The 24,481-nt window shown below is 72.2% G+C and carries 26 protein-coding genes; 7 read left to right on the top strand and 19 right to left on the bottom strand.

Features of this window, described 5'->3' with window-relative positions:
- Positions 1 to 513: 513 nt before the first annotated feature.
- From E9934_RS02690 to E9934_RS02670, 5 genes are all read right to left on the bottom strand, one after another.
- Entirely contained in the window at positions 514 to 936 is a 423-nt protein-coding gene (locus E9934_RS02690) for a DUF3040 domain-containing protein (protein WP_136561252.1), read from the bottom strand.
- Positions 937 to 1,057: 121 nt separating this feature from the next.
- Positions 1,058 to 2,278: a DNA polymerase IV gene (gene dinB, locus E9934_RS02685; protein ID WP_238694714.1), complete on the bottom strand. Its 1,221-nt coding sequence runs from the start codon at positions 2,276 to 2,278 to the stop codon at positions 1,058 to 1,060.
- 63 nt (positions 2,279 to 2,341) lie between these two features.
- Positions 2,342 to 3,055 (bottom strand): methyltransferase domain-containing protein, encoded by a 714-nt coding sequence (locus E9934_RS02680; protein WP_136561251.1) that lies wholly within the window; start codon positions 3,053 to 3,055, stop codon positions 2,342 to 2,344.
- A 31-nt stretch (positions 3,056 to 3,086) separates the two neighbouring features.
- Positions 3,087 to 3,545 carry an SAV_6107 family HEPN domain-containing protein gene (locus E9934_RS02675; protein WP_136561250.1) on the bottom strand — a complete coding sequence of 153 codons (459 nt, stop codon included), beginning with the start codon at positions 3,543 to 3,545 and terminating at the stop codon, positions 3,087 to 3,089.
- Between the two features lie 109 nt (positions 3,546 to 3,654).
- Positions 3,655 to 4,110 carry a hypothetical protein gene (locus E9934_RS02670; RefSeq protein WP_136561249.1) on the bottom strand — a complete coding sequence of 152 codons (456 nt, stop codon included), beginning with the start codon at positions 4,108 to 4,110 and terminating at the stop codon, positions 3,655 to 3,657.
- 56 nt (positions 4,111 to 4,166) lie between these two features.
- On the opposite strand from E9934_RS02670, the gene E9934_RS02665 reads away from it, so the two are divergent.
- A complete protein-coding gene (locus tag E9934_RS02665; protein ID WP_136561248.1) occupies positions 4,167 to 4,640 on the top strand; it encodes a YbaK/EbsC family protein in 474 nt (157 codons plus the stop codon).
- A gap of 8 nt (positions 4,641 to 4,648) precedes the next feature.
- Positions 4,649 to 5,965: a phytoene desaturase family protein gene (locus tag E9934_RS02660; protein ID WP_136561247.1), complete on the top strand. Its 1,317-nt coding sequence runs from the start codon at positions 4,649 to 4,651 to the stop codon at positions 5,963 to 5,965.
- Positions 5,966 to 5,987: 22 nt separating this feature from the next.
- Here the strand turns inward: E9934_RS02660 and metF are convergent, their stop codons facing one another.
- Positions 5,988 to 6,878 carry a methylenetetrahydrofolate reductase [NAD(P)H] gene (gene metF / locus E9934_RS02655; protein WP_136561246.1) on the bottom strand — a complete coding sequence of 297 codons (891 nt, stop codon included), beginning with the start codon at positions 6,876 to 6,878 and terminating at the stop codon, positions 5,988 to 5,990.
- A gap of 76 nt (positions 6,879 to 6,954) precedes the next feature.
- Between metF and E9934_RS02650 the strand changes: the two genes are divergently transcribed.
- Positions 6,955 to 8,043, top strand: a complete 1,089-nt coding sequence (locus E9934_RS02650) for a polyprenyl synthetase family protein (protein ID WP_238694713.1) — start codon at positions 6,955 to 6,957, stop codon at positions 8,041 to 8,043.
- 4 nt (positions 8,044 to 8,047) lie between these two features.
- On the opposite strand, the gene E9934_RS02645 is transcribed toward E9934_RS02650, so the two are convergent.
- From E9934_RS02645 to E9934_RS02635, 3 genes are read right to left on the bottom strand one after another with little or no spacing between them, the layout of a single operon-like run.
- Positions 8,048 to 8,461, bottom strand: coding sequence for a barstar family protein (locus E9934_RS02645; RefSeq protein WP_136561244.1), 414 nt, complete (start codon positions 8,459 to 8,461; stop codon positions 8,048 to 8,050).
- A gap of 7 nt (positions 8,462 to 8,468) precedes the next feature.
- Positions 8,469 to 8,921, bottom strand: a complete 453-nt coding sequence (locus tag E9934_RS02640; protein ID WP_136561243.1) for a guanyl-specific ribonuclease — start codon at positions 8,919 to 8,921, stop codon at positions 8,469 to 8,471.
- 8 nt (positions 8,922 to 8,929) lie between these two features.
- Positions 8,930 to 9,301: an Rv2175c family DNA-binding protein gene (locus E9934_RS02635; RefSeq protein WP_158294900.1), complete on the bottom strand. Its 372-nt coding sequence runs from the start codon at positions 9,299 to 9,301 to the stop codon at positions 8,930 to 8,932.
- A gap of 153 nt (positions 9,302 to 9,454) precedes the next feature.
- Between E9934_RS02635 and pknB the strand changes: the two genes are divergently transcribed.
- The 3 genes from pknB (at position 9,455) to E9934_RS02620 (ending at position 13,508) form a co-directional block, all read left to right on the top strand.
- On the top strand, positions 9,455 to 11,485 hold the full coding sequence (pknB, locus tag E9934_RS02630; RefSeq protein WP_238694712.1) for a Stk1 family PASTA domain-containing Ser/Thr kinase: 2,031 nt from the start codon (positions 9,455 to 9,457) through the stop codon (positions 11,483 to 11,485).
- Between the two features lie 14 nt (positions 11,486 to 11,499).
- The gene (locus E9934_RS02625; protein WP_238694711.1) at positions 11,500 to 12,402 is read left to right on the top strand and encodes a DMT family transporter; all 903 of its coding nucleotides are present in this window, start codon (positions 11,500 to 11,502) and stop codon (positions 12,400 to 12,402) included.
- Between the two features lie 173 nt (positions 12,403 to 12,575).
- Entirely contained in the window at positions 12,576 to 13,508 is a 933-nt protein-coding gene (locus E9934_RS02620) for a discoidin domain-containing protein (protein ID WP_136561242.1), read from the top strand.
- Between the two features lie 19 nt (positions 13,509 to 13,527).
- Here the strand turns inward: E9934_RS02620 and E9934_RS02615 are convergent, their stop codons facing one another.
- The 6 genes from E9934_RS02615 to E9934_RS02590 form a co-directional block, all read right to left on the bottom strand.
- Positions 13,528 to 14,520 carry a threonine aldolase family protein gene (locus tag E9934_RS02615; RefSeq protein WP_136561241.1) on the bottom strand — a complete coding sequence of 331 codons (993 nt, stop codon included), beginning with the start codon at positions 14,518 to 14,520 and terminating at the stop codon, positions 13,528 to 13,530.
- Positions 14,517 to 15,854, bottom strand: a complete 1,338-nt coding sequence (locus E9934_RS02610; RefSeq protein ID WP_136561240.1) for a class II 3-deoxy-7-phosphoheptulonate synthase — start codon at positions 15,852 to 15,854, stop codon at positions 14,517 to 14,519. Before E9934_RS02610 ends, E9934_RS02615 begins: the two co-directional genes overlap by 4 nt.
- 34 nt (positions 15,855 to 15,888) lie before the next feature.
- Complete coding sequence (locus E9934_RS02605; RefSeq protein ID WP_136561239.1) at positions 15,889 to 17,394, bottom strand: APC family permease; 1,506 nt, start codon at positions 17,392 to 17,394, stop codon at positions 15,889 to 15,891.
- A 110-nt stretch (positions 17,395 to 17,504) separates the two neighbouring features.
- Entirely contained in the window at positions 17,505 to 18,533 is a 1,029-nt protein-coding gene (locus E9934_RS02600) for a 6-phosphofructokinase (protein WP_136561238.1), read from the bottom strand.
- Between the two features lie 39 nt (positions 18,534 to 18,572).
- On the bottom strand, positions 18,573 to 19,490 hold the full coding sequence (locus tag E9934_RS02595; RefSeq protein WP_238694710.1) for a hypothetical protein: 918 nt from the start codon (positions 19,488 to 19,490) through the stop codon (positions 18,573 to 18,575).
- A gap of 5 nt (positions 19,491 to 19,495) precedes the next feature.
- Positions 19,496 to 20,101, bottom strand: coding sequence for a TetR/AcrR family transcriptional regulator (locus E9934_RS02590; RefSeq protein WP_136561237.1), 606 nt, complete (start codon positions 20,099 to 20,101; stop codon positions 19,496 to 19,498).
- A gap of 58 nt (positions 20,102 to 20,159) precedes the next feature.
- Between E9934_RS02590 and E9934_RS02585 the strand changes: the two genes are divergently transcribed.
- Positions 20,160 to 21,404: an oxygenase MpaB family protein gene (locus tag E9934_RS02585; protein ID WP_136561236.1), complete on the top strand. Its 1,245-nt coding sequence runs from the start codon at positions 20,160 to 20,162 to the stop codon at positions 21,402 to 21,404.
- Between the two features lie 10 nt (positions 21,405 to 21,414).
- On the opposite strand, the gene E9934_RS02580 is transcribed toward E9934_RS02585, so the two are convergent.
- Genes E9934_RS02580 through E9934_RS02565 form a run of 4 tightly spaced genes read right to left on the bottom strand, consistent with a single transcriptional unit; the run spans position 21,415 to position 24,470 of the window.
- Entirely contained in the window at positions 21,415 to 22,062 is a 648-nt protein-coding gene (locus tag E9934_RS02580; protein WP_202977164.1) for a response regulator, read from the bottom strand.
- Positions 22,059 to 22,595 (bottom strand): flavin reductase family protein, encoded by a 537-nt coding sequence (locus tag E9934_RS02575; RefSeq protein ID WP_136561235.1) that lies wholly within the window; start codon positions 22,593 to 22,595, stop codon positions 22,059 to 22,061. The genes E9934_RS02580 and E9934_RS02575 overlap by 4 nt, the downstream gene beginning before the upstream one ends.
- The gene (gene macS, locus E9934_RS02570) at positions 22,592 to 23,734 is read right to left on the bottom strand and encodes a MacS family sensor histidine kinase (RefSeq protein ID WP_136561234.1); all 1,143 of its coding nucleotides are present in this window, start codon (positions 23,732 to 23,734) and stop codon (positions 22,592 to 22,594) included. The genes E9934_RS02575 and macS overlap by 4 nt, the downstream gene beginning before the upstream one ends.
- Positions 23,735 to 23,750: 16 nt before the next feature.
- Positions 23,751 to 24,470, bottom strand: coding sequence for a lysophospholipid acyltransferase family protein (locus tag E9934_RS02565; protein ID WP_238694709.1), 720 nt, complete (start codon positions 24,468 to 24,470; stop codon positions 23,751 to 23,753).
- Between the last annotated feature and the right edge of the window lie 11 nt (positions 24,471 to 24,481).

Here is a 24,481-nt window from a genome sequence, read left to right as displayed (position 1 = left end):
CGCCTGCGGCGCCTCCCGGATCAACCCCCGGCGGCGCAGAGCGGGGACCCCGCCCTCGGCCACCCGGCTGGGCGGCTGACCCTGCTTCCCGCCGAGGGCACCCCGATGCGCCGCCGGGGGTTGCCCGTCCGGCACCGCAGGCGCCGACCCTCCTCGTGGTGGTCGAGGAGCCCCGCGAGGAACGAGCGGGGTGTCACGAGACCCCCGTGGTCACCTCGGCAAGGTTCGCCCAGGCATCTCGTGACGCTCGCTGGGGCTCGCTCCTCGATGACCAAGGCGGCCCGAGCGCAGCGAGTGGCCGTGCGGCCGCACCCGACTGGGCGACACGCTCGGCCCACTCAGCAAGCTACGCCAGTCTTGCCGCCAGACCAAGGCTCGACCTACGCCAGCCAACCGCGAGGCCGGCAGCGTGGCGCCCCGCGGCGAAGCCGCGTCGGGCGCGGCCCGCGGCCCGAGCGCAGCGAGTGGCCGTGCGGCCGCACCCGACTGGGCGACACGCTCGGCCAAGACAAACTAGAAGCCGCCGCGCTCCCTGCGGCGACGCCAGCGGGCCTGGAGGGTGGCCATGAAGCCGGAGGACCCGGAGCCGCGTGAGCCCCTCGAACGGCCTCCGTCAACGACGCCGAAGCCGGAGGGGTGGGCGGTGACGTGCGGGTCGCCGACACCACGCTGGCCGCGGAGGGCTCCGAGGAGCAAAGTCGCGGAGCCGAGCATGATGAGGAAGCCGAGGACGCCGAGTGGCCAGATGCCGCTGACGGCGCCGCCCATCATGACCGCGATCCCGGCCGCGAAGACGACGCCGGCTGCGATGGCGCGGCGGCGGGCTGCCTGACGCAGGGTGGTGCCGCGGAGGGTCGAGGCGAACTTCGGGTCCTCCTCGCTGAGGGCGCGCTCCATCTGCTCGAGCAGTCGCAGCTCCTCTTCTGAGAGTGGCACCGGCTCCTCCGACTCACGACACGATCGATCCTTGCTGGCTCAATAGTAGGCAGGCCGAGCCAGCGCGGGTAGGGCGGATCATGAAATTGTGCGATCGCGGTCACTCGGTGACTCGATCGGGTCAAGCGCGTCGTCCGTGACCGATCAGGCTGGCCGGACGGACGGCAGTGGAGCCGAACCTGCCGACGGCACGGTCGACGGCGCGGTCGGCATCCGGCCAACCCGGGTCGCGCTCGCCGAAGGCGAGTTGACGGGTGTCGCCGTCGTGGGTGCGCTGCAGCCCCTCGAGACGCACGCCGACGAGGCGCACCCGACGCGCGCGGGGGCCGAGGCCGTCGAGCAGCTGGTCCAGCAGGTCGACGGCCGTCGCATGGACCTCCAGGCTGACGTCGGTCGGCTCGGTGAGGGTGCGCGAGCGGTTGACGGTGACGAAGTCGCTGAACCGCACGGTCAGGGCGACGGTCCGGCCGCGGCGGTGCGCCGCGCGAGCCCGGCCGGCGACGCGGGTGGCGAGGGACAGCAGCTCACGGTGCAGGACGTGACGGTCACCGACGTCGACGGCGAGCGTGTGCTGGGAGCCCATGCTGCTCTCGGGCTCGCCCTCGCCGAAGCCGAAGACGCCGGCCCCGCCGGGTCGCAGCTGGGTCCGGTCGGCTCCCCAGACGAGGGCGTGGAGATGGCTGCCGAGGTGGTTGCCGACCATGCGACGCAGCTGCTCGACCGGGATGGCGGCGACGTCGCCGACGGTGACCAGCCCGATCCGGTGGAGGCGCCGGCGGGTCGCCTCACCGACACCGTGGAGGTCGCCGATGTCGAGGGGATGGACCTCCGCGACGAAGCGATCGGGGGCGATGACCCGGACACCGTCGGGCTTGGCCTGGCGGGAGGCCAGCTTCGCGACGGATACCGAGGCGGCGATGCCGACCGAGCAGGTGATGCCGTGCTCGGCGCGGACCCTGGAGCGCAGCCGCTCGGCGATCACCGTCGGAGATCCCAGGAGGCGGCGGGCGCCGCGGACGTCGAGGAAGGCCTCGTCGAGCGAGGTCACCTCGACCACCGGCGTCACGCTGCGGAAGGTGTCCATGATCGATCGTGAGACGGGGGTGAGCAGACCGAAGTCCGGAGCCATCGTGATGGCATGGGGACACAACCGCTGCGCCTGCGTCCCCGGCATCCCCGACCGGATGCCGAATCGGCGCGCGGGATAGTTGGCCGAGAGCACCACGCCGCGGTGTCCTCCACCGACCACCACGGGGGCGTCATGGAGCTCGGGACGGTCGCGGATCATGACCGAGGCATAGAACGCGTCCATGTCGACGTGCAGCAGGGTCGGGAGGGTCACGGCAGTCCCCCGCCGCCGGCGCGGTCGCGTCGTGTGACGCGTCGGCCCGTGGCCCGCGCGGGATCAGCTGCGGGTGGCGAGCACGTGCAGCTGGGTTGCGAGCGGGAGGTACTCAGCGCGCTCCGCGACGGCCCGTTCGAGCTCCACGAGCGCGGCGGCCGAGCCGGGCTCGAGGTCGACGAGCGCCGCGGGGACCAGGTCGGTGAAGACCCGCACTGCGTGGACGGCGTCGATGGTGAAGCCGGCTGCGGCGAGCAGTGCCGTGAGCTCGTCGACGGTGAAGCGACGGCCGGTGCGGGCATCGATCGCTGCGGTGTCGTCGAGCAGGCCGAGTGCCTGGCCGAAGTGGCCGGCCATCGCGCGGGCGACCACGGCGGCATGGCGCTGGCCGACCACGAGGCTGAGCCGACCGCCCGGCCGCAGGACGGCGCCCAACCGGTCGAGGGCGAGCACGGGGTCGACGACCTCGAGGACGCCGTGACACAGGACCACGTCGGCGCTGTCGGCGCCGGCCACCTCGACGAGATCGGCGACGTCACCCTGGAGCCCCGAGACGTCGATGCCGACCTCCTGGACGCGCCTGCTGAGCGCGGCGAGCGCGTCCGGACTCGGGTCGACCACGCGCACCCGGTGGCCCGAGGAGGCCAGTCGCACGGCGAATCCGCCGGTGCCGCCGCCGAGGTCGACGACGTCGCGCGGGCTGCCGCCGAGGGCCGCCTCCAACGCATCCCAGATGACCGCGGTCCGCACGGATCCACGCTGCTCGCGAGAGGCCATGCCCCGCACCCTACTCGGGCACGGCCGGTCCTCATCCTGCGGCGCGCGGCACCACCATGGTGGCCACGGTCGCATGGGGGGTGAGACCGAGCGACTGCTCGATGACGGCGAGAAAGCGGTCGGCATCGCGCACCAGGTCGTTGGCCTCGCGCTCGGTCACTGCGCGCGACGAGCCCGCCTCCGCCGCAGCGCGCTTGGAGGCACCGGCAGCGAAGAAGGTCGCCCACTCCCCCAGCTCGGGCGCCACCTCTGCGAGGAGCACCCAGGCGTTCTTCTGCTGGCGCCGACGCCCCGAGACGGGCCGGGCGCGCGCGGAGAGCAGGGCAGCCGCGGCGCGCAGCGCGGCCACGTGGGCGCAGGCATAGCGGGTGGCGACGTCGGGCGTCGCGACCGCCTCGCTCAGGGACTCCGCGGAGCGGAGGAGGTAGCTGTGGGTGGTCGCCGGCAACGTGTGCGGGCCGAGCGGGAACGGGGATGCATCCAGGGCCATCGTGCGGGTCTCCTCAGGTCAGTGATCGAACACCTGTTCGAACACTGCGAAGGTACACCCGCCTCCCGACACAACGTCAAGGACCGGCCGGGCCCACTCCCGGGGAGTGTCAGGACCGGTCGGCGTCGCCGTGGTCGACCAGCGTGGGTCGCATGAAGGCACGCGACTGCGGGTGCCAGAGGAAGACGAGTGTGACCGCGGAGACGACGGCCCCGGCGATGGCCGACCACTCCACCAGCATGGGCGGTGCGGTCCGCACGGTCGCCACCGCGACCACGAAGACACCGAGCACGATCGACGCGAGCGTGTGGCGGGCCCAGTTGTGACCCGTGCGATAGAGCGCGATCGTCGTGGCGGCGAGGAGCGCCGTGACGGCGTACAGCACGATGATGACGGGGACGAACTCCACCGGCTGCACGGTGCTGTCGCCCACCTGCATCGGGGACCAGACGGCGCCGAGGTCGTCGCGACGCGTGACGACGAGGATGCAGACCACCAGGCCCGCGGCCACGAGCAGCCACAACAACCAGCAGGCGAGGTCCACTGCGGGCGGGCGCTTCGTCACGTCGTTCCTCCTGATCACCGGTGGGTCCGGGAGACCCGGTCGATAGGGTCTCCCCCATGTCGACCGAGCACCCCTCGATCGCCCGTTTCCGCGAGGAGCACCAGCGCCGCGGCGGAACAGGCGAGATCGTCATTCTGCCCGACTCGGTCCACACGGCCGCACTGGCCGCCGCAGCGCTGGGCTGCGAGGTCGGTGCGATCGCCAACAGTCTGCTCTTCGACGCCGACGGATCCCCGGTCCTGGTCCTGACCTCCGGCGCCCACCGGGTCGACACGGGACTGCTGGCCGAGCGCATCGGGACCGGGCCGCTGCGCCGCGCCACACCCGACTTCGTCCGCGAGCACACCGGGCAGGCGATCGGCGGCGTGTCCCCGATCGGGCACCCCACCCCCCTCACGACGTACGTCGACCCGTGGCTGCAGCGCCACGACGTGCTGTGGGCGGCGGCGGGTCACCCGGCCGCCGTCTTCTCCACGACCCACGACGAGCTCCTGGCACTGACCGGCGCGACGCCGGTCGAGGTGGAGTGAGGGACGCCATGGCACGGATCATCGTCATCGGCGCGGGCCTCGGCGGACTGGCGAGCGCCGCCCGGCTCGCGAAGCAGGGTCACGACGTCGCGCTCCTGGAGGCCTCCGACCGGCTCGGTGGCGCCATCGCCCCCGTCGAGCAGGACGGCTTCACCTGGGACGGCGGACCGACCAGCACGCTGCTGCCGGCCGCGCTCCGCGACCTCTTCCGCAAGACCGGCCGACCGCTCGAGACCGAGCTCGGCGCCGACCTCGAGCCGATGCCGGTCCTGCGCGAGCACCGCTTCGCCGACGGCACGTCGGTCCAGCTCCCCGGTGGCTCCCGTGCCGCGCAGATCACCGCGTTCGACGAGCTCGGTGCCGGTCTGGGCGAGAAGTGGGTCAGCCACGTCGACCGCTACGCCGAGGTGTGGGAGCGCCTGCGCAAGCACTACGTCGAGGCGCCGTGGCACCCGGACCGCCCCGACGGCGTCCCGCGGGAGCTGGCCGAGCTGTTCGCCATCCGCGAGACTCTGCACAAGCGGCTGCGACACGACTTCCGCGACGAGCGACTCGCCCTCGTGGCCGGATTCCCCCACGTCAACGCGGGACACGACCTGCGCAACGTGCCGTCGTGGGCCGGCGTCGACGTCTACCTCGAGCAGTGCTTCGGCGGGTGGCGGGTGCCCGGCGGGTTCCGCCGGGTCCGCGACCTCCTCGCCGCCCGCATGGCGACCCGCAAGGTCACCGTGCGCACGGGCGTCCGCGTCGAGGACCTCGTCGTCCGCGACGGCCGCGTGGCCGGCGTCCGCACCGACGAGGGCGACGCCGACGCCGACCAGGTCGTGGTGGCGATCGACCCGCGGCGACTGCCCGCCCTGGCCCGCCACGTCGAGCGCACCATGCCGGCCATCCCGCCCGTGGTCTCCCACCTCGGTCTCGCCGGGGAGATCCCCGAGATCACCCAGGACGTGGTGATCCACGCGGAGCCGATGATCATCGTCCGGCCCAACGGCACCGCGCCCGACGGCCACACCGCCTGGACCCTGCACGGCCGTGGCAAGATCGCCGAGGACCTGCTGACCGCGCTGGCGCGGCACAAGATCGACGTCCGCGACCGGATCGTGTCCCAGGTCGACCTCAGCCCCCGCGAGCAGGTGGAGCGCTGGAACGGATCCCCGATGGGCGTCCTCTGGCAGGGCAGGTCCACCGTGCGACACCGCCTGGGACCCGCGACGCCCATCGCCGGTGTCTACGTCGCCGGAGCCCATGGCGCGCCCGGCGCGGGAGTCCCGATGGTCACCCAGTCCGCGGCGCTGGTCGCCCAGCTCATCGGCCCGGCCTGACCGACCGGTCCCCGGCCGCGGGTCAGACGGTGATCTGCAGTGCCTCGAAGATCTCCAGGGTCGCCTTGGAGCGGTTGAGGGTGTAGAAGTGCAGGCCCGGCGCGCCACCGGCCAGCAGCTCGTCGCACAGCTCGGCCGCGACCTTGATGCCCTCGGCCCGCACGGCGGCGGGGTCGCCGTCGAAGGCCGCGATCCGGTCGACGACGTCCTGCGGCACGTTGGTGCCGATCAGCTCACCCTGTCGGCGGATCGCGGCGAGATTCAGGATCGGCATGATGCCCGGCAGGATCGGCATGTCGACGCCGCGGTCGCGCACCCGGCCGACCAGGTCGAAGTAGTCCTGGGCGCGGAAGAACATCTGCGTCACGGCGAACTCCGCGCCGGCACGGGCCTTGGCGACCAGCACGTCGGCGTCGGCGTCCAGCGACGCGGCCGACGGGTGGCCCTCGGGGAAGGCCGCGACGCCGACCCGGAAGTCGCCGCGCCGGCTCGCCAGCTCGACCAGGTCGATCGCGTAGTCGAGACCGCCGTCGGTGGGCGTCCACTCGGCGCGCGGGCCCTCCTGCGGGTCGCCCCGCAGCGCCATCACGTGGCTCACGCCCTCGGCCACGTAGGAGTCGAGGATCCCCTCGATCTCCTCCCGGGTGTGGCCCACGCAGGTGAGGTGGGCCATCGGCACGAGCGAGGTCTCCCGGGCGATCCGCCCCGTGATCGCGACCGTCTTGTCGCGCGTGCTGCCCCCGGCGCCGTACGTCACGGAGACGAAGGTCGGCTGATAGGGCTCCAGTGCGCGGATGGCGTCCCACAGCTGGGCCTCGCCGGCCTCGTCCTTCGGCGGGAAGAACTCGAAGGAGAACGATCGTCCGCCCTCACGGAGGATCTCGCCGAGGGAACGGCCTGCACCGGTAGTCATGGGCGGCAGTGTAGGTCTGAGTGGCGCCCTGGGCCCCATCATCTCGCCGATCCGTGCGGGTCCTAGGCTGACGAGGGTGAGCGCGCAGCCGTGGGATCCGACCGCCTTCCGCGACGAGGTCCAGGCGACGCTCGATGCCTTCCTCGCCGAGCAGGTCGACCGGTTGCGTCCCCTGGGCGCCGACGCGGACCGGCTGCTGGTCGAGGCGCGGGCGACCGTGTCGGGCGGCAAGCGCTTCCGCGCCGCCTTCTGCCGGTGGGGCTACGCCGCGGTGGCCGGCGAGCCGAGCGGCCCCGCGGCCGCGGCCATCGGGCGGGCGTCGGCGGCGCTCGAGGTCCTGCATGCGAGCGCGCTCGTCCACGACGACCTGATGGATGCCTCCGACACGCGTCGCGGCCGTCCTGCGACGCACCGCGGCTTCGAGTCCGAGCACCGCGCCGACGGGTGGACCGGCGACCCGGTGCAGTACGGCGCCGCGGCGGCCATCCTCCTCGGCGACCTCCTGCTCTCCTGGGCCGACGAGCTGCTGCGCCGCTGCGGACTCCCCTACGACCTGGTGGGCCCGGCCCTCGACGTGTTCGACCTGTGTCGCTCCGAGGTCATCGCCGGTCAGTTCCTCGACGTCTCGGTGCAGGCCCGCGGCGCGGCGACGGTCGACCAGGCGATGACCGTGCTGCGGTTCAAGTCCGCCAAGTACTCGATCGAGCGGCCCCTGCACGTCGGCGCAGCCCTCGCCGGCGCCGACGCCGCACAGATCGAGGCCCTGACGGCCTTCGGGCTCCCGCTCGGCGAGGCGTTCCAGCTGCGCGACGACCTGCTCGGCGTCTTCGGCGATCCCGACACCACCGGGAAGCCGGCCGGCGACGACCTCGTCGAGGGCAAGCGCACGGTGCTGGTCGGGCTGGCTCTGGAGTCGGCGCGCGCCGCCGAGGCCGGCCGCCTCGACAGCGCGCTCGGCTCCGACCTGTCCCCCGCCGACGTCGACGAGCTGCGCGGCATCATCGACCGCAGCGGCGCGCACCAGCGCGTCGAGGTGCTGATCGAGCAGCTGGCCGCCCAGGCCGTCGAGGCACTGCGCCGCGGTCGCGACCAGTTCGGCTGGGACGAGCGGGCGTGCGCCGTGCTCGAGCAGCTGGCCGCGGCCGCCACGCAGCGCGCCCACTGACGACCTATTCCAGCAGCGGTACGGCGACCGCCGGGCCCTCGCCCCGCAGCAGGACCTCAAGCGCGACCTCGCCCGCGGGTCGCTCCCCCAGGACCGCGACCGTGAGCTCGAAGGATCGGGTGTCGGCACGGGCGAAGCCCGACCAGGCGTCCCACAGCAGCACCGTGGGTCCCGACCGGTCGCGGAGGCAGTCGTGGAGGGCGTCGAGGTTGCGACCGAAGTGGTCGGGGAGATGCAGCGCCCCGCCGATCGCCGCGAGGACGTCGCGCCTGGCCTCGAGGCCGATGCCGTCGACGTGGGCGAAGGACCAGTCGGCGTGCTCGACGGCGTGACGGACGTCCACGACATCGAGGCCCGACGCCCACCGGTGCACGCCGGGCGTCTCCCGGCCGGCCAGCACGGCAGCCAGTCCACTCATCGTCGACTCACCCCCGGATCCGCTCGAACGACTCGTAGTGGTCCTCGGTCCAGTAGCGCTCGCCGCCGTCGCCGGCCACGATGCGGCGCGCGCCACGGTCGTGCTCGCCGGGGGTGGGGACCGTGTATTCGGCGTAGTAGCCGCGGGACCGGTCGGGCAGCAGGCCCTCACGGTTGCCGAAGGTCGAGCCGTCCTTGTCCGGATGCGCGAACGGCCCGCCGTCGTCGATCTGCGCCATCACGTCCGCGGCCTGGGGCGGGAGATCGGCCAGGTCGACGTAGGGGATGCCGTCGGGATCGAGGGCCTCACCGGGCTCGCGGGGCTCGACGGACGAGGAGTCCCCGGCCCGCGAGGGCGGTTCGTCGTCGCGCGACTGCAGCCACCACACGCCGACCGTGAGCAGCGCGACGAGGAGCGCGGAGACCGCCCTGCGGGCCCCGGGTCCGAGCCGTGACGCCATGACCGTGACTAGAGAGCGAGGGCCTGGGCGCGCCGCTTGACCTCCGAGCCACGGTTCTCCCGCAGCGCGTCGATCGGCCGGCCCGGCAGGTCGGCATCGAGGAAGATCCACGCGATGCACTCGCGATCGTCGAAGCCGTTGTCGTGCAGGACGGTGAGCAGTCCCGGCAGACCCTTGACCGGCTCCGACTCGTCAAGGAAGAGGGCGGGCACCCCCTGCGGCTGGTTCGGCCCGGGCTTCGCGGCGGCCAGGACGTGCTCGCGCACCATCGTGCGGACCGCAGCAGGCGTCACGCCCAGCACGTCGGCGGCCTGGTCCCAGTCCAGCCAGTCGGCGACGAGGACGGACAGGTCGTGGTCGGCCAGGCGCGGTTCGCTCATGGGTCCATCCTCCCCCACCAGCCGGCGCGAGCGCAGGTGCGGGGCGCGCCACACCGTCGCGGTGGCCGCTCTGCGGGGGGTGGCGCCGTAGAATGGCCGCTCCGGTCACTTCCCCGGCCGGAGACATATGCCCAGGTGCACAGGAGGGTCGCTGTGCCGGACCATCAGCGCGAGGACCACCAGGCGGGACGCCTGCTGGATGGTCGCTATCGCATCGGCGCGCGCATCGCTCGCGGCGGGATGGCCAGCGTCTACGAGGCCGTCGACACCCGGCTCGACCGGACCGTCGCGGTCAAGATCATGCACCCGGGGCTCGGCGACGGCAGCAACCCCGAGCACGGCGACTCCTTCGCGCGCCGCTTCGTCCGTGAGGCGAAGGCGGCCGCGCGGCTGTCCCACCCCAACGTCGTCGCCGTCTATGACCAGGGTCAGGACGACAGTGACGGCACGACCTACCTCGTGATGGAGCTCGTCACCGGGCACACGCTGCGCGACACGATCGCCAAGGAAGCGCCGATGTCCCCCGAGCGGGCGTTGGCGCTCCTCGACCCGGTGCTGTCCGCGCTGGCGACGGCCCACCGGGCCGGTCTGATCCACCGCGACATCAAGCCCGAGAACGTCCTCATCGCCGACGACGGACGGATCAAGGTCGCCGACTTCGGTCTGGCCCGCGCCATCACGTCGGACACCCAGCACACAGCGACCACCGGCGTCCTGATCGGCACCGTGTCCTACCTCGCTCCGGAGCTCGTCGTCGAGCAGCGCGCCGATGCGCGAGCCGACGTCTACGCGGTCGGCGTGATCCTGTTCGAGCTGCTGACCGGCGCGAAGCCGCACACCGGCGAGTCGCCGATCGCGGTCGCCTACCGCCACGTCCACCACGACGTGCCGGCGCCGTCGACACTCGCCCCCTCGACGCCGGCGTACGTCGATGCGCTGGTCGCCCGCGCCACGACCCGCGACCCCAGCCTGCGACCGGCGGATGCGACGGTCCTGCTGCACCATGTGCGGCGCGTCGTGCACGCGCTCCACGACGGCGTTCGGGAGGACCCCGAGCTCGTGGCCGACCTGTTGCCGAGCGCCCGCGTGGCCGAGTCGGACAGCGACCACGACATCAACCACGACACCACGCCCGAGCCGGTGCGGTCCCTGGCGGCCGCGGTCCCGCGCACCAGCGACAACGAGTCCACAGCTGTGCTCGGCGGCCCGGCTCCGCTCAGGGCGCCGCGGAGTCCCGCAGCAGCGCCACCGTCGCCGGCCGGTCCCGCCGACCCGGGCCGGTCGCGTCGGGGACGGCGCCGGATCGTGCTCGGCGTCGTCATCGCCCTCCTCGTCGCCGCCCTCGGCACGACCGGATACTGGTTCGGCTGGGGCCGCTACACCACGACGCCGAGCGTCCTGGGGCTGTCGCAGGCAGCGGCGGTCGACAAGCTCGAGCAGGCCGACCTCGAGGCCGAGGTCACCGAGGAGGTCCACTCGGAGACCGTCGAGAAGGGCGAGGTCGTCGCCACCGACCCGCAGCCCGGCGACCGGGTGCTGCCGGGCGACACCGTCGGACTGACGGTGTCGCTGGGGCCGGAGCGCTACGACGTGCCCGACCTCGTCGGGCTCACCGTCGCGCAGGCCGAGGCCGAGCTGGCCGGGGTGAAGATGGTCCTCGGCACGCAGCGCCAGGTGTTCAATGACGCCGCGAAGGGCACGATCGTCAAGATGACGCCGGCGTTCGGCAGCGACGGAGCCGCCGCGCAGAAGCCGGGCAAGGCGATCGCGGTGTGGGTCAGCAAGGGCCTGCGCCCGATCAAGGTGCAGGACTGGAGCGGACGCGACGCCGACGACATCAAGGCCAGGCTCGAGAAGCGCGGGCTGATCGTCCGGATCACCGACTCCCAGTTCAGCGACGACGTGCCCGAGGGCGCGATCATCAGCCAGAAGCCGGCCTCTGGCACCGTCTTCAAGGGCGACACGGTCGAGTTCGTGGTCTCGAAGGGTCCCGAGCTCGTCACGATCCCCGGCATCCGCTACGACAGCACCGAGGACGCCATCGAGAAGCTGGAGGCGCTCGGCCTGGTCGTCGACACCGAGCACGCCACGATCTACCTCAGCGGCACGGTCGCGTGGAGCACCGACCCCGAGTCGGGCACCCGGGTCCGCAAGGGCAGCACCGTCATCCTCTACGTCGTTTGACGCGTGGTCCACGCGTGACCTCCGACCGGCGGACCACCCTGCTCGCGGCCGCAGCGCTGCTGGCGATGACGGCCTGCTGGGGATCGACGTTCTTCCTCATCAAGGACCTGCTCGACCGGGTGCCCACCGTCGACTTCCTCGCCGTCCGCTTCCTGATCGCCGGCACGGCGATGGTGCTGGTGGCCCCGCGCGCGATCGCCCGGCTCTCCCGAGCCTCCCGACGGCACGCGATCGCCCTCGGCGGCCTCTACGGCGGCGCCCAGATCTTGCAGACAGCCGGCCTCGCCCACACTCCCGCGAGCGTGTCGGGCTTCATCACCGGCCTCTACGTCGTGGCGACACCGCTCTTCGCCGCCGTCATCCTGCGCACCCGGATCACCGGGTTCACCTGGGCGGCCGTGGCACTCGCGACCAGCGGACTCGCGGTGCTGACGCTCGACGGCCTCTCCATCGGCTACGGCGAGGCGATCACCCTCGTCGCCGCGCTGCTCTATGCCCTGCACATCGTCGGTCTCGGCGCCTGGTCCCGCCCGGCCGACGCGCTCGGGATGTCGATCCTCCAGGTCCTGGTGATCGCGGCCATCTGTCTCGTTGCCGCGTTGGTGTCCGGGGAGCCGGGCGTCGTGCTGCCCGAGCGCACCGGCGACTGGATGTCGATCGTCTACATGGCCCTCGTGGCCGGCGCCGCCGCGTTGCTGGCCCAGACCTGGGCGCAGGCCCACCTGCCGCCGACGCGCAGCGCGATCATCATGAGCATGGAGCCGGTCTTCGCGGCGTTCTTCGCCGTCCTGCTCGGCGGCGAGGCGGTCACGAGCCGGATGGCGATCGGCGGTCTGATGGTGCTGACGGCCATGCTCGTCGTCGAGGCGGGCCCGCGGCGCAAGATCGAGGGCGAGGTCCCCCACATCGCGGTCTGACCGGTCTGGGTCCCTCAGCCTCGATTCACCCGGTAGCCTGCCCTCCGATGACCACCCCGGCGTACTGCACCAGTTGCGGGCACGAGCTCGGGGTCGGCCGGTTCTGCACCAACTGCGGCAGACCCGTTCCAGGCCGACACCCCGAGGCGGAGCCCGCCGCTGAGTCGCGCCCGGTGGCGCCGACGATCGTAGCGCCGCCCTACCCCAGTCCAGCGCCGCCCGTCACGCCTCCGCCGGCCGCACGGCCGCCGGCCACGCCGCCGCCCGCCTCGGCGGCGCCACCCGCCGCGCGCTACCCGCTCTTCGCCGACGCGGAGCCGACCGTCATCCGTCCGGTCGACCGACCCCCGCCCCCGCTGCACCAGCAGCCGGTGCCCGGTGGCGCCTCGGGCGGGGGTGACCGCGGCGGCCGGACCTGGCTGGCCTGGGTCGCGGCGCTGGTCGCGGTGGCCCTCATCGCCGGCCTGGGTGCCGTCCTGCTCCTCGGCGGTGGTGACGACACCGCCGACGACCCCTCCTCCGTCGACGCACCGGGCCGCGGTGACGCACAGGACGACGACAACGACGACACCGACGACCCCGATGGAGCCGACGACGCCGGACCGGCGGCAGCGCCTGACCCCGACGACGTGCTCGACGTCACCAGCAACGTGCGGGCCAGCGTCCCGGCGGTCGGGGCGCCGAGCGCCGACCTGGCCGGCCAGCCCGTCACGTTCGTCGCGGCGAACATGTGGGACGGCGACCCGGCGACCGCGTGGCGGATGCCCGGCAGCGGCGCCGGCGAGACGGTCGTCCTCGAGCTCGGGCAGGACACGGTGATCACCGAGGTCGGCCTCATCAACGGCTACGCCAAGACCGACCAGGGCACCAACTGGTATCGCGGCAACCGCCGGATCCAGGAGGTCGTCTGGGAGTTCGACGACGGCACCCGGGTGACCCAGGACCTGCGCGACCAGCGCGAGCTGCAGACGATCGCCATCGACCCGATCCGGACCGGCACCGTCCGCCTCCACCTGGCGCGGGTCAGCAAGCCCGGCGGTGGGCCCGCGCGACGCGACAACACCGCGATCTCCGAGGTACGCCTCCTCGGCGCTCCCGTCGACTGAGCCCAGGGTCTGATCCGGGTCAGAGCCGCGCGAGGACGACAGCCGCGCGCTCGGCGTCGGCCCTGCTCACGTCGAGGTGGGTCACGAGGCGGACCGTCCGCGGACCGACGGCGCTCACCCGCACGCCCTGCTGACCGGCCCGGGCGACGTAGTCCGCAGCGTCCGCACGGTCGATGACGACGACGTTCGTGTCGACGGTGGCCGGGTCGACGCCCGCGGCCTCGGCGAGCAGTCGCGCGTGCGCGTGGTCGTCGGCGAGCCGCTCGACGTGGTGGTCGAGGGCGTGCAGCCCGGCCGCCGCCAGGATCCCGACCTGACGCAGGCCCGCTCCGAGACGCTTGCGCCGCACGCGTGCCTCGGCGATCCGCTCGCGCGAGCCGATGACCAGCGAGCCGACCGGGGCGCCGAGCCCCTTGGACAGGCACACCGCGAGCATGTCGGCCACGGCGCCGTACGCCGCCAGCGGGACGCCGGTCGCGACGTGGGCGTTCCAGATCCGGGCGCCGTCGAGGTGGATCGCGGTCGCATGCTCGTCGGCGAAGGACCGCAACTGCTGGAGGTCGGCGAGCGGGAGAACCGCTCCGCCGGCGAAGTTGTGGGTGTTCTCGACCGAGATCGCGGCGGTGCGGACGAAGAACGGGCCCATGTCGGGCGCGTGCAGGTCGGCGATCGCCGCGTGGTCGACCTGTCCGCCCGGATGGCTCCACGTGCGCATCGTCAGGCCGGTGACGGCTCCGTGGACGCCGAGCTCGGCGCGGGCGATGTGCGCCCGCGACTCGCAGAGCACCTCCTGCCCGGCACCGACCAGCGCGGCGACGGCCAGCACGTTGGCCAGCGACCCGGTCGGCGTGAAGAGCGCCGCCTCGTGCCCGAACAGGCTCGCGACCCGCTCCTCGAGCTCGCGGACCGTCGGGTCCTCACCATAGACGTCGTCTCCCACCTCGGCCCGCGCCATCGCGGCCCGCATCGCCTCGGTGGGCGCGGTGACGGTGTCGGAGCGGAGATCGATCACTTGCCCTGCAACATCGAGGCGACCTGGAAGGCCATCTCGAGCGACTGCACCCGGTTGAGTCGCGGGTCGACGACCGATTCGTAGCGGTGGGCCAGGCCCTGCTCGTCGAGCTCCTCGCCGCCGCCGATGATCTCGGTGACGTCGTCGCCGGTGTTCTCCACCAGGATGCCGGCGGGGACCGTGCCCAACGCACGGTGGACGTCGAAGAAGCCCTGCACCTCGTCGAGGACGTCCTCGAACCGGCGGGTCTTGTAGCCGTTGGACGCCTCGAAGGTGTTGCCGTGCATCGCGTCGCACACCCAGGCGACGTCGGCGCCCTCGGCGGTGACCTTCTCGACCAGGGCGGGCAGGCCGTCGCGGATCTTCGCCGCGCCGAAGCGGGTGATGAAGGTCAGCCGGCCGGGCTCGTTGGTCGGGTTGAGCTTGGCGGCGAGCGCGAGGGCGTCGTCGGCGGTCGCGTTGGGGCCGAGCTTGCAGCCGATCGGGTTGGAGATGTGGCTGAAGTACTCGACGTGCGCGCCGTCGAGCTGACGGGTGCGCTCGCCGATCCAGACCATGTGGCCCGAGACGTTGTAGGGCTTCTCGGTGCGCGAGTCGATCCGCGTCATCGCGTGCTCGTACTCCATCAGCAGAGCCTCGTGCGAGGAGTAGAAGTCGACCCGGTGGAACTCGTCGGGGTCGGCGCCGATCGCCTGCATGAAGGTCAGCGCGCGGTCGATCTCTGCGGCCATCTTCTCGTAGTGCTGGCCCACGGGGCTGTTGCGGACGAACTCGGAGTTCCAGGTGTGCACCTGGCGCAGGTCGGCGTAGCCACCGGTGGTGAAGGCGCGCACGAGGTTCAGCGTGGAGGCCGAGGCGTGGTAGACGTCGAGCAGCCGCTGCGGGTCGGGCCGGCGGGCCTCGGGCGTGAACTCGAAGGCGTTGACCGCGTCACCGCGGTAGGCCGGCAGGGTGAGGCCCTCGCGGGTCTCGGTGTCGGAGGAGCGCGGCTTGGCGTACTGCCCGGCGAGCCGGCCGACCTTGACCACCGGCACCGACGCGGCATAGGTGAGCACGACCGCCATCTGCAGCAGGACGCGCAGCTTGTTGCGGGTGTTGTCGGCGGTCGCGTCGACGAAGGTCTCGGCACAGTCGCCACCCTGGAGGATGAAGGCCTCGCCGCGGCTGGCCGCCGCGATCTTGGCCTTCAGCTCGTCGCACTCGCCCGCAAAGACCAGCGGGGGCAGCGTGCGCAGACGGTCGACGACGGCCGCCACGGCGGCGGGGTCGTCGTACGTCGGCTGCTGCTTCGCTCCGATGGCGTGCAACTGCTCGAGGGACGGGATGGCGCTCACCCTCCAAGGGTACGGCGCCCGGCGTCCCGCGGTGCTATCGAGGATCGTCCGTGGGATCGATGTCCATGTGCTCGATGTCGGAGAACTGGCCACCCTCGGGCTTGTAGAAGAGCCGCGTGATCGCCCACAGCACGATGCCGAGCAGCAACATCGCGCCCGCGATCGGGTACTGCACCTGATCGGGCTCGAGGCGGGCCCAGGGCCCCAGGAGGTAGAGGCAGGAGACGGCGCCGAGGATCGGGACCACGGTCGGCGCGCGGAATCCGCCCGACGGGGTCGGATCGCGTCGCAGGATCAGGCAGGCGACGTTGACGACGGAGAACACCGCGAGCAGCAGCAGCGCGGTCGTCCCCGACAGGGCACTGATCACCGTCACCTCCGTGCCCTCGCCCGCGTCGCCGAGCTTGGCATCGCGCAGCTCGACCACCGCGACGATCAGCGCCAGCGACAGCAGCGTGGTGAACGCGATCGCGGCATACGGCGTGCGCCGCCCGCGCAGCACCCGACCCAGGACCGGGGGCAGCACTCCCTGGCGCGACATGCCGTAGAGCAACCGGCTGGCCATCAGCATGTTGATGAGTGCGGTGTTGGCGACCGCGAAGACCGTCAGGAACGGGAAGATCGAGTCGATCGGCAGGTCGGGAGCACCGAGCTTGACGACATCGATGAGGATGCCCGCGTCGGCATTCGTCGGCGTCGCGATCTGGCCGGCGGGGATCACGATGACGACCGAGATCGCGACCAGGATGTAGATCACCACCGAGATGCCGAGACCGGTCAGCATCATCCGCGGGAAGATCCGCTGCGGGTCCTTGGTCTCCTCGACCATGTTGACGGAGTCCTCGAAGCCGACCATCGAGAAGAAGGCGATGGCGGTCGCGACGGTGACGGCCATGAACAGGCCCTTGTCGCTGGGGCTCTCGAAGACCGTGATCCGGTCGAAGTCGCCGTCGCCCTTGGCCATCACCGTGAAGCCGATGGCGATGACGATCGCGAGGGCCGTCATCTCGACGAGCGTCAGGATCACGTTGAACTTCACGCTCTCCCCCACGCCGCGCAGGTTGATGGCCGCGAGCAGCACCATGAAGACCAGGGCGACGAACATCGCCCAGCCCGGGGTCGTGGGCACCGAGTCGGAGATCTCGTTGAGTCCCAGCAGGAGGTTGTTGGCCAGCAGGTTGGCGGAGGTCGATGCGCTGGTGATGCCGGAGCAGATCACCGTGAACGCGACGAGGAACGTGACGAAGTGGACCCCGAACGCCTTGTGGGCATAGAGCGCGGCACCGGCCGCCTGCGGATACTTCGTGACCAGCTCGAGGTAGGAGTAGGCCGTCAGCGTGGCCACGGCGAAGGCGACGAGGAAGGGCAGCCAGGCGATGCCGCCGACCTGACCGGCCAGTCGCCCGGTCACCGCATAGACGCCGGCACCGAGGATGTCGCCGACGATGAACAGCAGGAGCAGCCCGGGGCCGAGGACCCGCTTCAGCTCGGGTTGCTCGGGACTGGTCGCGCTCGTCGGTTCACTGGTGTTGCTGGTCATCGCTGCCTCCCGGGTCGGGGTGGGATGAATCCACCTTGCTCCCCGCCCGTCGGGTTGGGAAGCAACACGCCGGACCGGGACGGAACGGCGTTACCCCGAAGGTCGCTGCTTCATCCGAAGAAGACCTGCGCCTCGGCGTACTCCTCGGGGCTGACGACCTTGAGCTCGCCGGTGCCCTCGGCCAGCGGGACCCTCACGATGTCGGTGCCGCGCAGCGCCACCATTACTCCGAAGTCGCCGTCGGCGACCGCGCTGATCGCCTGCAGCCCGAAGCGGGTCGCGAGCCAGCGGTCGAACGCCGACGGGGTGCCGCCACGCTGGATGTGGCCCAGGACGACGGCCCGAGCCTCCTTGCCGGTGCGCTGCTCGATCTCGTGCGCCAGCCGGTCGCCGATCCCGCCGAGGCGGACGTGACCGAAGGCGTCCTTCTCGCCGCTCTGCAGGGTCATGCCGCTGCCGTCGGCGGGGACGGCGCCCTCGGAGACGACGATGATCGGGGCGTACTCGCTGCGGAAGCGCGCCTCGACGTCCGCGCAGACCGCGGCGATGTCGAAGGGGATCTCCGGGATCAGCACCGAGCTCGCTCCCCCGGCGATCCCGGCGTGCAGCGCGATCCAGCCGGCATGACGTCCCATCACCTCGACGACCAGGGCCCGGTGGTGGGACTCCGCGGTCGTGTGCAGCCGGTCGATCGCCTCGGTCGCGATGTTGACCGCGGTGTCGAAGCCGAAGGTGAAGTCGGTGCCGGACAGGTCGTTGTCGATCGTCTTGGGGACACCGACGACGTTGACGCCGAGCTCCGCCAGGCGGGTCGCGACGCCGAGGGTGTCCTCCCCGCCGATCGCGACCAGCGCGCCCACCCCGGCATCCGCCAGGTGATCGGTGATCCGCTGCACCCCGTCGTCGACGGCGAACGGGTTGGTGCGCGACGAGCCGAGGATCGTCCCTCCCCGCGGCAGGATCCCGCGGCACTGCTCGATGCCGAGCGGCATGGTGATGCCCTCGAGGGGGCCGCGCCAGCCGTCACGGAAGCCGACGAAGTCGAAGCCGTGCTCCTTGACGCCCTTGCGGACGACGGCACGAATCACCGCATTGAGTCCTGGACAGTCGCCGCCACCGGTCAGCACTCCGACACGCATGGCATCAACCTACGCTCCCGGCGGGGGCGCACAAGGGAGTCAGGACTGCAGCCGCTCCAGGTCCCGGCGGGCGGAGTCGCGGGCGGCCGTCGCCGTCCTCAGGTCGGCGCCGGTGGCGGAGGTGGCCTCCTCCGCCTCCGCGATCTCCTCGTCGACGGCGTCGGACTGGTCCTCCAGGTCCGCGAGCCGACGGCGCAGCTCGTCGATCTCGGCCTCCAGCTGCAAGGACCTCGCCCGGAGACGCTCCAGCTCCTCGGTGGTCTCATCGTGCGCGGCCTGCGCCTCGTCGAGCTCGTCGCTCGCGAGGGCCAGACGCTCCTCGGCGGCCGCGACGAGCCGCTCGGCCCGATCGGGGTCGGGGACGACGTGGAGGTCCGGCCGGGCCGGCGTGGGCGCCTCGCGCGCGGTGGCCGTGAAGCCGAGAGCCTCCGGTACGGCGAGGGCGGCGGCCAGCTCCCTGGCCGGCAGCGGCTCGACCCCGGTCGTGCGCAGTGGCGCGACCAGCAGTCCACTGCGGACCGCGCGGCCACACTCGGCGTCGACCATGGCCGCGGTGAGGGTGGCCTCAACCTGCTCGGCGACGGACTCCGTGACGCGCAGACCCTCCTCGGCGGCCAGACGACGCGCCTGGGTCGTCACCGCTGCGGTCAGCTGTCGGCGCTGACGCGTCAGGGTGCGCAGCTCACCGGCCGACATGGCGGCCTGGGCCTCGCGCAGGGCTGCCCCGACACTGAGCACCTGCTCCACCTGACCCGCCTCGCGTCGTACGAGCAGGTCGACGACCCAGGCTGCGGTGCTCGGCTTGCGCAGCGCCTTGACCCGGGGAGCCAGGGCGGTGCCCTTCAGCTCCTTGACCCGCGCATCGCGGGACGGGGTGAAGTCGGGCAGGGCGAGGGCATAGAGGTCGTCGGCGATGTCGAGCAGCTCGGCCAGCTCGGTGTCGGCGGGTTCGGCCACGATCGTCAGTCTCTCAAACCCGCAGCGACCATCGCGACCGCCAGCTCGATGAGCTGGTCGCGGTCGACGCCGGCGGGCCGGGCGAGCGCGATCCGCAGGCAGGTGGAGACGAGGACGCCCATCAGCATGAAGATCACGCCCTCCAGCCGGGCCGGATCGAGATGGGGAAGGTGGCGCCGTGGCAGCAGGGACGCGAGGTTGTGCAGGTCGGCCTCGATCTCGGGCAGGACGTTGGCGTTGTTGCCCGCGGGCATCTGGTCCACCATCGACAAGATGACGCCGCGGTGCCGCTCGAAGCCGTCGACCAGGGTCGTGACGACGCGCCGCAGCGCCTCGTCGAGGTCGGCCTCGAGTGCCTCGACGACGCTGACCATGAGGTCGTCGCGGATGGCGTGGACGGCCTCGTCACGGAGGACCGCGAGCAGCTCGTCGCGATCGTTGAAGTAGCGATAGAAGGTGCCGCTGCTGACGTGGGCCTCGCGGACGACGGAGGAGGTCGAGAGGCGGGCGATGCCCCCCTCGTCCAGGATCGCCACTGCGGTGTCGAGCAGCAGCCGCCGGGTCTGCACCGCGCGGTCCTGGCGGGGCCGGGCACGTTGGCGCTGGACCATCGGCCGACCTCCCCGGAAGTGAATAGAAAGTGAGACATTCTCACTTTATCCTCGCACCATGGCCATCGAGCAGCTGCCCTCCAGCGACACGCCGCCCGTCCCCCGGATCCCCACCGGCCTGCGTCGGGTCGAGGACGCGCGGCGGCACCACGGGGCCTTCACCCAGACCTACCTCGACGCCATGTGGCTCGGCGACCCGCTCGCCGACGCGTTCGTGGCCGACTTCCCGGCCCTCGGCCACGGCAGGGCGATGCGCCAGCTGCGGCAGGCATGCCGCGAGGGCATCGAGGCGGTCACGGACGCTCCGGAGTCACTGCGGGCCCTCTTCCGCCAGCTCGACGACGTCCCGGACTGGCTCGACATCGCCGCGATCGAGCGCGACACCGAGCACACGACCCGCTACAACCTGCAGTCCGGCATCGTCCTGGGCGCCGCCTCCCTCGTCAGCGGCTACGCGAACTCCGCGGCGTCACGGCCCCTTGAGCTGACCGGGCGCTACATCGAGAACGCCGGCGCCCGCACCATCGAGGTCGGCTCCTGGCTCGCGGCGGTGAGCCGCCCCGGTGGGCTCGATCGTCACGGCGAGGGCTTCGAGCTCACGGTCCGCGTCCGGATCATCCACGCCCTCGTGCGGGCGAGCCTCCAGACCGACGACCGGTGGGACTCGGCGGCCTGGGGCGTGCCGATCTGCCAGGCCTACCTCGCCTACACGCTGGTGGAGTTCACCCTCATCCCTCTGCGGGCGATGCGACAGATCGGGGCGCCGTACCTGCCGCACGAGGAGCGCGCCGCCTACGCCCGTTGGCGCTACCTCGGCCACCTGCTCGGCATCGACGCCACCCTGCTGCCGCGCGACGCCGAGGAGCAGGAGGCCCTCGAGCACATCTATCTCCTCACCCGGCCCGAGGTCGACGACTACTGCCGCGAGCTGGTCGCCAGCATCAACCGTGAGTTCCTGGTGCCCGAGATCGAGGGCGTCCTGCCCGGCCTGCTGCGGGGCCAGGCGCCTCGGGTCGTGCAGGCGTTGGAGCGGTTGTTCCTCGGCGACGAGATCGCCGACGAGCTGCGGATCCCGCGGACCCGGCTGACGCGCGTCATCGCCGTCCTCGGCCCACTGCTCGTCCTCGTCAACCGGTTCCGCGACCGCTTCCCGACCAGCCGGGCGCGGCGCGCGGCCAAGGGCGAGGCCTACGGCGAGGAGCAGGAGGCGCGGCTGCGTCGCGACTGGGGCGTGCAGCACGACCTCGTCGACGCCTCGCCCTCGGGCGGGCGGCCGCACCCGGCGCGCGGCGACGTGGGCTGAGCCAGGACCTTCAGTCCTCGTCGAGGCCCTGCTCGATCACGTAGCGGGTCAGCTGGACCCGGTTGTGCATCTGCAGCTTCCGCAACGTGTTCTGCACGTGGTTCTGCACCGTGCGGTGCGAGAGGACCAGCCGCTCGGCGATCTGGCGGTAGGACAGGCCCTTCGCGACCATCCGCAGGATCTCGGTCTCCCGCTCGGTCAGCCGCTCACCCGGCGGGGTCGCCGGCTCGTTCATCCGCCGGAACTCCCCCAGGACCAGCGCCGCGAGGCCCGGCGTGAAGACCGTGTCGCCGCCCGCCACCCGTCGTACGGCGGACAGCAGCTCCTCGCGCGACGCCGACTTCACGAGATAGCCGGTCGCGCCAGCCTTCACCGCCGCCAGCACGTCGTCCTGCTCCCCCGACGCCGACAGGATCAGCACTCGCGACTCCGGGTGCTCGGCCAGCACGGTGGCCGTCACCTCGACGCCGCCGGGCTCGGGAATCTGCAGGTCGAGCACCACGACCTGCGGCACGGTCGCGCGGAAACGCGCGATCGCCTCGGCTCCCGTGCTGGCCGTCGCCACCACGTCGAAGTCCGCCCCCATCAGGTCGCGCTCGACGGCATCGCGCCACATCGGATGGTCGTCGACCACCATCACCCGGATCCGGTCGGTCATGACCGTGACCCTAGATGAGCGACAGCCCAGCGACCGCGGCGGTGCAACAGCGCCTCGTCCTCCGAGGTCTCGTCGATCTCGATGTCGTCGAGCGCGACCGTGACCTCCGTCGACCAGCCCACCTCGCGCTCGCCGACGAGGCGCACCGTCGCCCACGTCCCGGCAGTCGCGAGTCGCGGACCGTGGTCGGTGTCGATGAAGTCGGCCTGCCGGAACGGGCCGCCCGGCGCGGGTGCCGTGCCGGCGAACGCCTCGGCGAGCTGCCGGTCCGGCCAGGACAGCAGCTGGACGACCGCGCGGCCCGTGGCGCGCAGCATCTCGGTGAGGTCGGCGTCGGGATCCAGCAGCGCCAGGATCGCGGGCTGCGGACCCAGCGCGACCATCAGCGAGGTCACCGTCAGACCTGCCCGATCGGTCCGGTCTGCGGGATCGCCGGCCGTCCAGAGTGTCACCGCTCCGCCGATCCGGCCGCGGAACCGTCGCGCCGGATCGGGATCGGCGTCGGCGAAGGGGTGGGTGGAGTGGATGGTCACGAGTGTCCTGTCCGGGGTACGACGAACGTCCACTCCGTGCCGTGCTCGCCCGTGTCGAGCCGCGCCTCGCCGCCGAGATCCTCGATCCGGCCGCGGATCGACTGCGCGACACCGAGCCGGCCGCCCGCCTCCGCCTCCGCGAGCCGGCCCGGCGCGATCCCCGGGCCCTCGTCGCGCACCGACACCTCGACCGCCCCGCCGAGGTCCTCGAGCAGGACCCACACGCGGGCGTCGGCGCCGACGTGGCGTCGTACGTTGTCGACGGAGGCGGACACCGCTGCCGTGATCTCGTCGACGTGGTGGACGGGCAGGTCGACCGCACCCGCCGGGAGCGCGACCTCGACGCGCGTCCCGTCCGCGAGTCGTCCGAGCGCCGAGGCGAGATCGGCGACGTCGCCATCGCTCGCGGTGCTGACCGACGACTGGGACCGGATCAGCGACCTGAGCGTCTCCTCCTGCTCCCCGGCCAGGCGTCCGAGCTCGGCGGCCTGTCCGCCGATCTCAGCGCCGCGGCGCTGGACCAGGGCGAGCACCTGCAGCACGCCGTCGTGGACCACGCGGGCGAGCCGGGCCCGCTCCGCGGCCGCGGCAGCGTCACGCTGTGCAGCGTCTCGCTCAGCCGCCATCTCCTTCAGCTGCTCGCTGGCGAAGCCGAGCATCGAACCGCCGAGCAGCAGCAGGAAGACATTGCCCCAGTCCTTCTGGGCGACGTCCGCGCGGATGAGCAGGTCGACCGCGCCGAGCACGACGGCAGCGACGGTCCCGCCGCGCCAGCCGTAGCGGACGGCCCACGCGAGCAGCGCCCCGGTGATCCAGTAGCCCGGGATCGTCGCGTTGAACCACTCACCCTTGACGACGGGCGTGGCGAGCAGCAGCGCCACCGCCAGAGCGAGGTCGACGAGCAGGACCGCCGGGCCCCGACGCTCCGGCGCCGCATAGACGACGACGGCGCCGACCGTCCCGGCCACCATCACCCCGACGCAGCACCAACCGGCCACGGGATGGTCGAAGTTGTTGCGATAGGCGTTGATCGCCAGCGTGTAGGCGAGGACGACCGTCCGCACCACGGCGAGCGCGCGGAAGAGACGGTCCTCGACCGCGACCGCGGCCCGGAGGGCGACCGCACCGTCGGTCGTCATGCCCGTCCCGGGGCCGTCAGGATGCGAGCTGGGTGGGCTCGTCGTCGCCGCGATCGGACTTGCGGGACTCCGCCTTCGCCCGGGTGGCGTACATGTCGACGTACTCCTGGCCGGAGAGTCGCATGATCTCGTACATGATCTCGTCGGTGATCGAGCGCAGGATGAAGCGGTCGTTCTCCATGCCCGCGTAGCGCGAGAAGTCCATCGGCTTCCCGAACCTGACCGTCGGCCGGGTGATCCGACCGAACTTCTTGCCCGGCGGCGCCACGATGTCGGTGCCGACGACGGCGACCGGGATCACCGGGACGCCGGTCTCCAGGGCGAGGCGGGCGATGCCGGTCTTGCCGCGATAGAGCTTGCCGTCGTGCGAGCGGGTGCCCTCGGGATAGATCCCGAACAGCTCACCGGCGTCGAGCACGCGCTTGGCCGAGACCAGCGCTCCGGCCGCGGCGTTGCCGCTCTCCCGGTCGATCGGGATGTTGCCGGTGCCGCTGAAGAACGTCTTCTGCAGCCAGCCCTTCACTCCCGGAGTCGTGAAGTACTCCGCCTTGGCGACGAACTTCACCATCCGCGGCACCACCAACGGCATGAAGAGCCAGTCGGCATAGGACAGGTGGTTGCTGGCGAGGATCGCCGGACCCTGCGCGGGCACGTTCTCGACCCCGTCAGCGCGGGGGCGGAAGATCAACTTCAGCAAGGGCCCCAGCGCGATGAACTTGAGGAACCAGTAGAACACCCGTCCGCACC

The organism is Nocardioides caeni, from assembly GCF_004912195.1.
In the GTDB taxonomy this organism is placed as follows: domain Bacteria; phylum Actinomycetota; class Actinomycetes; order Propionibacteriales; family Nocardioidaceae; genus Nocardioides; species Nocardioides caeni.
This window is presented reverse-complemented; position numbering and strand designations above follow the sequence as displayed.

Excerpts from the sequence above, each read along its gene's own strand:
- E9934_RS02600 (WP_136561238.1), bottom strand. The coding sequence starts at position 18,533 with ATGCGTGTCGGAGTGCTGACCGGTGGCGGCGACTGTCCAGGACTCAAT.
- E9934_RS02585 (WP_136561236.1), top strand. The coding sequence starts at position 20,160 with ATGGCCATCGAGCAGCTGCCCTCCAGCGACACGCCGCCCGTCCCCCGG.
- E9934_RS02680 (WP_136561251.1), bottom strand. The coding sequence starts at position 3,055 with ATGGCCTCTCGCGAGCAGCGTGGATCCGTGCGGACCGCGGTCATCTGG.
- macS (WP_136561234.1), bottom strand. The coding sequence starts at position 23,734 with ATGACGACCGACGGTGCGGTCGCCCTCCGGGCCGCGGTCGCGGTCGAG.
- E9934_RS02590 (WP_136561237.1), bottom strand. The coding sequence starts at position 20,101 with ATGGTCCAGCGCCAACGTGCCCGGCCCCGCCAGGACCGCGCGGTGCAG.
- E9934_RS02605 (WP_136561239.1), bottom strand. The coding sequence starts at position 17,394 with ATGACCAGCAACACCAGTGAACCGACGAGCGCGACCAGTCCCGAGCAA.
- metF (WP_136561246.1), bottom strand. The coding sequence starts at position 6,878 with ATGACTACCGGTGCAGGCCGTTCCCTCGGCGAGATCCTCCGTGAGGGC.
- E9934_RS02675 (WP_136561250.1), bottom strand. The coding sequence starts at position 3,545 with ATGGCCCTGGATGCATCCCCGTTCCCGCTCGGCCCGCACACGTTGCCG.
- E9934_RS02635 (WP_158294900.1), bottom strand. The coding sequence starts at position 9,301 with ATGAGCGAACCGCGCCTGGCCGACCACGACCTGTCCGTCCTCGTCGCC.
- E9934_RS02665 (WP_136561248.1), top strand. The coding sequence starts at position 4,167 with ATGTCGACCGAGCACCCCTCGATCGCCCGTTTCCGCGAGGAGCACCAG.
- E9934_RS02640 (WP_136561243.1), bottom strand. The coding sequence starts at position 8,921 with ATGGCGTCACGGCTCGGACCCGGGGCCCGCAGGGCGGTCTCCGCGCTC.
- E9934_RS02580 (WP_202977164.1), bottom strand. The coding sequence starts at position 22,062 with ATGACCGACCGGATCCGGGTGATGGTGGTCGACGACCATCCGATGTGG.
- E9934_RS02645 (WP_136561244.1), bottom strand. The coding sequence starts at position 8,461 with ATGAGTGGACTGGCTGCCGTGCTGGCCGGCCGGGAGACGCCCGGCGTG.
- E9934_RS02660 (WP_136561247.1), top strand. The coding sequence starts at position 4,649 with ATGGCACGGATCATCGTCATCGGCGCGGGCCTCGGCGGACTGGCGAGC.